Consider the following 7,159-nt stretch of genomic DNA (forward strand, 5'->3'; position numbering starts at 1 on the left):
CCTGACGAGCCTGCGAGGCGGCGCGATCTCTCGACCACCTCCCGACACCCACTGCGGTCCGGGGCCGTCGGCGTCCTCAGGTATTGGCCAACCCATACCTATCCTGACTCGACAGACCAGGCTTGGCCCAAGCACCGAGAGGAACGATCATGTTCAGACGCGGCATTGCAGCTTTCCTGCTCACCGGCGCCGCCGTGGCGAGCTCGGCCACTGCGGCTCAGGCGGTGACCTGGCACAGTCCTCGCCCTACGCAGTACGCCTGCCTAGCTGCGCAGATCGCGTGGCAGGTTCAGAATCCCGGAGGGGTAGTCATCATCGACTGCTACAGGACCAGTAGCGGCAATTGGCAGTTCGTGACGAGTCCCTGACGAGCCTGCGAGGCGGCGCGATCTCTCGACCACCTCCCGACACCCACTGCGGTCCGGGGCCGTCGGCGTTCGTCAGGGGAGAATCGTGAGCATGATCGGACGCATCGTCGACCTCGGGACCCGCTGGTGGTGGCGCCTCGTGGGCCGCGAGATCGACCTCGAGGGTGACCACGCCTGGCTGGCCGCGCCGATGAGCGACGGCCCGCTCGTGGGCGACACCTGGCTCCGCGGCCACGCCGCCGAGCTGGGAGGCGGGCTCCAGGAGGCCGCCGGCCTGCTCGGCGACATGAGTGTCCTGGACGGACCTGGGCTCCGCACCGCCGACCTCGCACCCGAGGTCGTGTCGTTCTACGAGCGGACCAGCGACTGGCGCGTCGAGGCCTGGAGCGGCTGGTCGTGGTGGGCGCGCATCCCCGGCGGGCTGGTCGAGCGCTGGTTCGGCCGCCGGGTCGGACAGCTCGCGATCCCCACCGACCCGCTGGCCGTCGCGCGCGGCATGGACAGCGCGGTCACCGTGGCGACCGACGCCGCCGGGGTCCGTCAGGGCGCGGGCTGGCACCGCACGCTCCGCGCGACCGGAGAGGTGGTCTACAGCGGCTTCTACGGCACCCGGCAGCGGCCCGGCGCCGACCGCGCAGGCGTTCACGTCGCGTTCCCGCTCGAGCACGGCAACGTGCAGGTGTTCCTCCGGCCCGAGGTCACGCCCGAGGGCGGCCTGGTGCTGCGCTCGCCGTCGGGCCGCTTCGGCGACGACGGCGCGTACGTCGTGGTCCGCTTCGGGCGCCGCACGTGGGCAGCCCGGGTGCCGATCCACGAGGTCTTCCACGTCCACCTCGACGCCGAGGGCGTGCTGCGCACCGACCACGACCTGCGCCTCTGGGGCGCCCGCGCCGTGACGCTGCACTACCGGCTCGAGCCCCGCGCCTGAGGTCGGCAGAACCTCGACGTTTCATGGCCGGATCACCCACGAAGGTCACCCTTCCCGGGCCGGTAGGATGATCGGTGCGTCGATCTCGACGCGACCGATCAGACAGGTAAGGGTTCATGGGCATCGTCGTGCAGAAGTACGGCGGCTCGTCGGTGGCGGACGCCGCCAGCGTCAAGCGAGTCGCACAGCGCATCGTCGCGACCAAGAAGGCGGGTCACGACGTCGTCGTGGTCGTCTCCGCGATGGGCGACACGACGGACGAGCTGATCGACCTGGCCAACGAGGTCTCGCCGCTGCCCCCGGCCCGCGAGCTCGACATGCTCCTGACCGCCGGCGAGCGCATCTCGATGGCCGTCCTGGCCATGGCGATCGGCAACCTCGGCCAGGAGGCCCGCTCCTTCACCGGATCCCAGGCCGGCGTCATCACCGACGCCGACCACGGGCGCGCCAAGATCATCGACGTCACCCCCGGCCGCATCGAGCAGGCCATCGCCGAGGGAGCCATCGCGATCGTCGCGGGCTTCCAGGGCGTCTCGCAGACCACGAAGGACATCACGACGCTGGGCCGTGGCGGTTCCGACACCACCGCCGTCGCCCTCGCGGCGGCCCTTCACGCCGACGTCTGCGAGATCTACTCCGACGTCGACGGCGTGTTCACCGCCGACCCGCGCATCGTGCCGACGGCCCGCCGCATCCCGCAGATCTCCTACGAGGACTGCCTCGAGATGGCCGCCAACGGCGCCAAGATCCTGCACCTGCGCTGCGTCGAGTACGCGCGCCGCACCAACCTGCCCATCCACGTGCGCTCCTCCTTCTCCCAGAAGGAGGGCACTTGGGTGGTCCCCGCTGAATCCGTCGAGAAGGACGCCGCCATGGAAGCCGCCATCATCACCGGCATCGCGCACGATCGCAGCGAGGCCAAGATCACCGTCGTCGGCGTCGCCGACAAGGTCGGGTACGCCGCGTCGGTCTTCAGCACGCTGGCCGAGGCCTCGATCAACATCGACATGATCGTGCAGAACATCTCGGCGGCCGCAACGGGCCTGACCGACATCTCCTTCACGCTGCCGCGATCCGACGGAGCCAAGGCGATGGAGGCCCTGACCCGCGCGAAGGACGCCGTCGGCTTCGAGCGCCTGCAGTACGACGACAGCGTCGGCAAGGTCTCGGTCATCGGCGCCGGCATGCGCAACGCCCCGGGCATCAGCGCCACGTTCTTCACCGCGCTGGCGGACGCCGGCGTGAACATCGAGATGATCTCGACCTCGGAGATCCGCATCTCGGTCATCACGGCCGAGAGCCAGGTCGACGAGGCCGTGCGCGCCGCGCACGCCGCCTTCGGACTCGGCTCCGGTGAAGTCGAGGCCGTGGTCTACGGAGGTACCGGACGATGACCCGCACTGCAGCCATCGGCATCGTCGGCGCGACCGGTCAGGTCGGCGTCGCGATGCGCCAGATCCTCGAGGAGCGGAACTTCCCGGCCTCGCAGGTTCGCTTCTTCGCGTCCAGCCGCTCGGCGGGCACGGTGCTGCCGTTCAACGGTGGCGAGGTCACGGTCGAGGACGCCACCACGGCCGACCCGGCGGGGCTCGACATCGCGCTGTTCTCGGCCGGTGCCACCACCAGCCGCGCTCTGGCGCAGAAGTTCGCCGACGCGGGCGTCACCGTGGTCGACAACTCCTCGGCGTTCCGCAAGGACCCCGCGATCCCGCTCGTCGTCAGCGAGGTCAACCCGCACGACATCCCCGCGGGCGACGGTCCGGGCGGGCGCGGCATCATCGCCAACCCGAACTGCACCACGATGGCCGCGATGCCGGTGCTCAAGCCGCTGGCCGACGCCGCCGGCCTGAAGCGCCTCGTCGTGAGCACGTACCAGGCGGTCTCGGGCTCGGGCGTCGCCGGCGTGCAGGAGCTGCACGGCCAGGCCCTCGCGGTCGTCGAGAAGGCCGATGCCCTCGCCTACGACGGCAGCGCGCTGACGTTCCCGGAGCCGGTCAAGTACGTCGCGCCGATCGCGTTCAACGTGGTGCCGCTGGCCGGCTCGGTCGTCGACGACGGCACGTTCGAGACCGACGAGGAGCAGAAGCTCCGCCACGAGAGCCGCAAGATCCTGGGGCTGCCCGACCTGCTGGTCGCGGGCACCTGCGTGCGCGTGCCGGTCTTCACGGGCCACTCGCTCTCGATCCACGCCGAGTTCGACCGCGCCATCACGCCGGAGGAGGCGACCGAGATCCTCGGCGGCGCCCCGGGCGTGAAGCTCGTCGACGTGCCCACGCCGCTGCAGGCGGCCGGCTCCGACCCGAGCCTCGTGGGCCGCATCCGCCAGGACCAGAGCGTGGCCGACGGCAAGGGCCTCGTGCTCTTCGTCAGCGGCGACAACCTGCGCAAGGGCGCGGCGCTCAACACGGTGCAGATCGCCGAGCTCCTGCTCGGCGACTGAAGGCCTAGCGCCGAGCTCCTGCTCGGCTGAGGTCGACCCTTCGAGGCTCGCTCGTTCCTCGCTCGCACCTCAGGGCCCGGGGCTTTCCGCCCCCTGAGGTGCGACGAAGGAGCCTCGAAGGGGGCACCCGCCACCACCAGCCGCCCGTCCCACCTCAGGGCCCGGGGCTTTCCGCCCCCTGAGGTGCGACGAAGGAGCCTCGAAGGGGGCACCGCCACCACCAGCCGCCCGTCCGACCTCAGGGCCCGGAAGGCTTCCGCCCCCTGAGGTGCGACGAGCTCTGCGAGGAGCCTCGAAGGGTGGCTCAGGCGATCGGGACGAGGGGGATCTCGCCGTCCTTGATCCCGACGATCGAGCCGGGGCCGAGGTCGAACGTGCCGGAGTCGACGGGCCGGACACCGCAGTGGATCGTGCGGTAGTGGGCGCCGTCGGCCCAGCCGGTCGCGAGCTGCGCGTAGCCCGTCACGGCGTCGGCGTCGTACCCGCGGCCGATGACGTCCCCGAGCGCCGAGGTGCACAGCTCGTCCAGCGCGAGGTAGGTGTCGAGCGACAGGCTCGTCGTGGTCGCCTCGATCGTCTCGAGCAGCTCGTCGTCGAGCACGGTGTCGGCGTCGAAGGCGAAGAACAGCTCGACGTAGTGCTGGCGGGTGCAGTCGCCCGTCACCAGCACGCCGCCGTCGTCGAGCTCGAGGCACAGGCGCATGTCGACGGGGAAGTCCGGGCTCAGGTAGTCGGCGAACGGCGTGCCCTCGACGTCGAGCGCGTCGGCGCGGGCGGGGTCGTCACGCACGGCACGCGGCTCGGTGTAGCGGTTGACGCAGACCAGGCGCGGCTCGTCCTCCCAGCTCTCCTCCGGGAAGTCGAAGGCGAGGCTGGCCGTGCGGGAGGCGTCGGTGATGACGAAGTCCTTCACCGCCTTCTGCCGGTCGACGCGGACCGCGTCGAGCCCGGCCGCGGTCGCGTAGGCGTCGGAGCAGGTCTGCCACACCCAGTCGGACAGCTCGCGCTGTCGGTTCGAGCGGGGGTCCTGCACCAGGTCCAGCAGCGTGTCGCGGTACTCCAGGGTGGCGACGCCCTTGCTGGTCAGGTCCTCGGGCAGCGGCTCGACGGCCAGCACCTCCACCGCGTGCGGCTCGGCGCAGTCGACCACGAGCGACGACTCGAGCATCTCGGGCGTCAGGCCGCTCTCGCCCGCTCCGGCGTCGAGGCAGTCGCCGACCGCGACCGACGGGGCCTCGTCCGGGGTCGGGCTGGTGCTCGGTGACGGGTCCGACGACCCTCCACCACAACCGGCGACGACGACCACGACGGTCAGCAGGACAGCGATCCCCCAGGTGCGCATGCCCCATTGTCCGACAGCCGGGGTCTCCTGTCCGGCGAGCCGGGAGACTTGTCGTGCCCGCATCGGCGTCAGCCGCGGGCGACGAGCTCGACCGGGGCGTCGCCCAGACCGAACACCGAGCCGGACGCGAGGGCCTGTGCCGGGTCCTCCGGCGTCGCGAAGCACGTGACGGCATTGCTCAGCCCGCCCGTGCCCCAGCCCTCGTCGCCGCGCAGCGCGCGTCCGACGACGGCCTCGTCGTACCCGTCGCCGATCACGATGCCGAGCGCGTCGTTGCAGGCCTGGTCGAGCAGCTCCTGCACGTCGTCCGGGAACGCGGCGGAGGGATCGGCCGACGCCGCGGCGAGCTGGTCGGGATCGAGCAGCTGTGTCGCGTCGAACGTCACCGTGTACTCGGCGTCGTGCACCGCGTCGCACGAGGTGTCGGCCGGGAGCCCGGCGGCGTCGAACGAGAAGCAGAGGCGCTGGGTCAGCGGCACCTCCGGCGAGAGCAGCGAGGTCGTCATGAACCCGGTCACCGGGGTGACGGGCGCCTCCGACGGCGTCGAGGAGTCCTCGACGAAGCGGTTGACGCACAGCAGCGACGGCTGGTCGGTCCATCCCTCCGCCGGCAGCACCGCGAACGGCGTCGAGGTGTGCGTGACCGGCACGACCTGCAGCGAGGCGATGTCGGCGCCGGCCAGCTCGGTGCCGCCGTCCAGACCGAGCGAGCGCTGGAGCGAGATGTCGCAGTACGCGCGGGCGAAGGAGGCGAAGGTCGTCTGGACCGGCTCGGTGCGCGCGCCGTCGAGGGCCGCCTGCAGGCGGGCGAGGTCGTCCTCGGTCGCCTCGGTCGAGGCGATGTAGCGGCCGGGGATGTCCTGGGCCGCGAGGACCTCGTAGACGTGCGGCTCCGCGCAGTCGACGATCGCGTCCTCGGTGACCGGGGTGTCGCCCAGCACGTTCGGCTCACCGGCCGCGGCGATGCAGGCGCCCGGCACCAGGGCGCTCGCGACGCCGGTCGGCGTGGGCTTCGGCTCCGGCACGTCGGGGTCGGACTGGCAGGCCGACACGGACAGGGCGAGGGTCGCCGTCACGGTCACGATGAGCAGTCGTCGCACAGGCAGTCGCACAGGGGTCCTCGTCCTCGATCGGAGTGCCAGGCGGTGCCGGGGCTCCGGGAATGTCTCCCGCACAAGGGTACGGGGAGGGGTCAGGTGGCCGAGACGGTGTCGGCCGGGGCCGGTTCGTCGTCGTCGGCCCCCCGCTCCTCGGCCTCGGCCAGGCGCACGCCGCCGTAGCCGGCGAGGTGGGACGCGATCGCCACCGACGGCACGATCAGGAGCGACCAGAGGCTCTGCGCGCTCGTGGGGAGCAGGATCAGCAGCAGCACGATGCCGATGAGCTGGGCGAGTCCCGCGATCGCCGTGGCCGACGGGTGGCCGAACCAGCGCAGCACCGTGCGGCTGACCGCGAAGGCCACCAGCGCGATGACCGCGAACGCCAGCACGCCCCAGGCCGCACCGGACTTGACCCCGAAGAGCTGCTTGAACAGGGCGAGGGTCGCGGCACCGAGGCCCACGACCACCAGGCCCGTGACGAGGGCCGTGACCAGCACGCCCCGGACGTCGGGCCAGTGCGGGAGCCGGACCGAGAGCACGCGCCGACCACCCGAGCGAGCGCCCGTGCCGAGGGCGCCGGCTCCGGATCGCACGGACCGGGCCGCGCCGACGGTGCGCTCGGAGGTGGCCAGGCGCCAGTCGTCGAGCACGTCCCGGGGAGAGCGGCGCGGTGTGACGGGGGCGACGGGCTTGGTGGCCCGCTTCGTGGACCGCTTGGACGTCGAGCGCTCGCGGTCGACGACCGGGGCGTCGGCGGAGGCCCCGGGCGTGCCGCCGAGCGTGACCGTGCGGCCGGTGTGCGGGTTCGTGACCGTCCGCGTGCGCGGCGTGCCGGATCGACCCGGCGACGCGACGCGCGGGCGCTCCTCACGACCCACGTCGCTGACCGGGCGCACCACCGTCTTCTTGACGACGCGGCGCACGACCTTCTTCGGCTGCTCCTCGCTCACCTCGTCAGTGTGTCACAGGGCACAGCGCACG

Annotated in this window: 6 protein-coding genes; 3 read left to right on the top strand and 3 right to left on the bottom strand. The window is 72.0% G+C overall.

What is annotated here, in order from left to right; genetic code table 11:
- Window positions 1-459 precede the first annotated feature (459 nt).
- From ABD127_RS15760 to ABD127_RS15770, 3 genes are all read left to right on the top strand, one after another.
- A complete protein-coding gene (locus tag ABD127_RS15760) occupies window positions 460-1,296 on the top strand; it encodes a hypothetical protein (protein ID WP_344203218.1) in 837 nt (278 codons plus the stop codon).
- Between the two features lie 116 nt (window positions 1,297-1,412).
- On the top strand, window positions 1,413-2,690 hold the full coding sequence (locus ABD127_RS15765) for an aspartate kinase (RefSeq protein WP_344203220.1): 1,278 nt from the start codon (window positions 1,413-1,415) through the stop codon (window positions 2,688-2,690).
- On the top strand, window positions 2,687-3,736 hold the full coding sequence (locus tag ABD127_RS15770; protein WP_344203222.1) for an aspartate-semialdehyde dehydrogenase: 1,050 nt from the start codon (window positions 2,687-2,689) through the stop codon (window positions 3,734-3,736). The genes ABD127_RS15765 and ABD127_RS15770 overlap by 4 nt, the downstream gene beginning before the upstream one ends.
- A 304-nt stretch (window positions 3,737-4,040) precedes the next feature.
- Here ABD127_RS15770 and ABD127_RS15775 read toward each other — a convergent pair whose 3' ends face one another.
- The 3 genes from ABD127_RS15775 to ABD127_RS15785 form a co-directional block, all read right to left on the bottom strand.
- A complete protein-coding gene (locus ABD127_RS15775; protein ID WP_344203224.1) occupies window positions 4,041-5,078 on the bottom strand; it encodes a hypothetical protein in 1,038 nt (345 codons plus the stop codon).
- Window positions 5,079-5,146: 68 nt separating this feature from the next.
- The gene (locus tag ABD127_RS15780; protein ID WP_344203226.1) at window positions 5,147-6,190 is read right to left on the bottom strand and encodes a hypothetical protein; all 1,044 of its coding nucleotides are present in this window, start codon (window positions 6,188-6,190) and stop codon (window positions 5,147-5,149) included.
- Window positions 6,191-6,270: 80 nt separating this feature from the next.
- Window positions 6,271-7,128, bottom strand: coding sequence for a hypothetical protein (locus ABD127_RS15785; protein ID WP_344203228.1), 858 nt, complete (start codon window positions 7,126-7,128; stop codon window positions 6,271-6,273).
- Window positions 7,129-7,159 lie beyond the last annotated feature (31 nt).

The sequence above is a fragment of the Aeromicrobium alkaliterrae genome (assembly GCF_039529015.1).
In the GTDB taxonomy this organism is placed as follows: Bacteria; Actinomycetota; Actinomycetes; order Propionibacteriales; family Nocardioidaceae; genus Aeromicrobium; species Aeromicrobium alkaliterrae.